Origin of the sequence: Mycobacterium sp. 852014-52144_SCH5372336, from assembly GCF_001665615.1 — a bacterium.
Classification (GTDB): Bacteria; Actinomycetota; Actinomycetes; order Mycobacteriales; family Mycobacteriaceae; genus Mycobacterium; species Mycobacterium neumannii_A.
Genome location: NZ_LZSW01000056.1, coordinates 1 through 741 on the forward strand (window position 1 = coordinate 1; position 741 = coordinate 741).

1 pseudogene is annotated in these 741 nt (G+C 60.1%); it reads right to left on the bottom strand.

The window, feature by feature from the left end:
• Positions 1-161: pseudogene (locus tag A5759_RS18495) on the bottom strand (porin); the annotation flags it as partial.
• Positions 162-741 lie beyond the last annotated feature (580 nt).

Sequence of the window (741 nt, forward strand, 5' to 3'; positions counted from 1 at the left end):
GTGTCCCACTGCTGAATCGTCAGCGTCCGATCCTTGCCGTCAACCAGGCTCAACTCATTGTCCAACCCCGCGTGAGAAGTGCCCGAACTCACGAACAACGACGCGAGGGCTCCGGCAATCGCCAAAACCAGCGCCATCAGCACCCGACTGAATACCTTCATGTTCTCCCTAGCTAGTCGATGCGGACCCCCTGTGGACCCGCAACTGGTGTCAGCCGTAGCTGGCGCTAGCGCCGCACGACGCATGAGTGGCGTTTGAGCAAATGAGAGACCTCATATGCTGCTCTTACGCTTTGCTCATCCGTTGACACGAGGAACATAACGGCGCTGACGGAAACCGGCAACGCGAGCGCGCGGGTTACCGGCACCGTCCAGCGCGGCCCAATTTGGTTCATGCCGCGAATAAGGCTTGCCTCGAGCGCGTTCCGCACCCACCCCGCGGGTAACGTGGGACTTCAAGCTCGCTGTTTCGGCTGCGCCGACCATCGCGACGTGTGCTGCGGCACACCTGACCCCGATGCGAGCCACGATCACAGTTTCTGTGCTGTAACGCGCAGTGATCAAGATCACCAGCAAAGTGCTTTCGCTGTTTACCTAATAGCAACGTCCTGTTCCGCCAGCAGCCAGAAACAAGACAGCCCCCGGAGTGTTCCGGGGGCTGTTCTGTTGCTCGGGAGAGCGTCTGTCAGTTCATGTTCCACGGCTCGCCGTAGGTGGTGACGCTGTCACCGGACGACGAGAT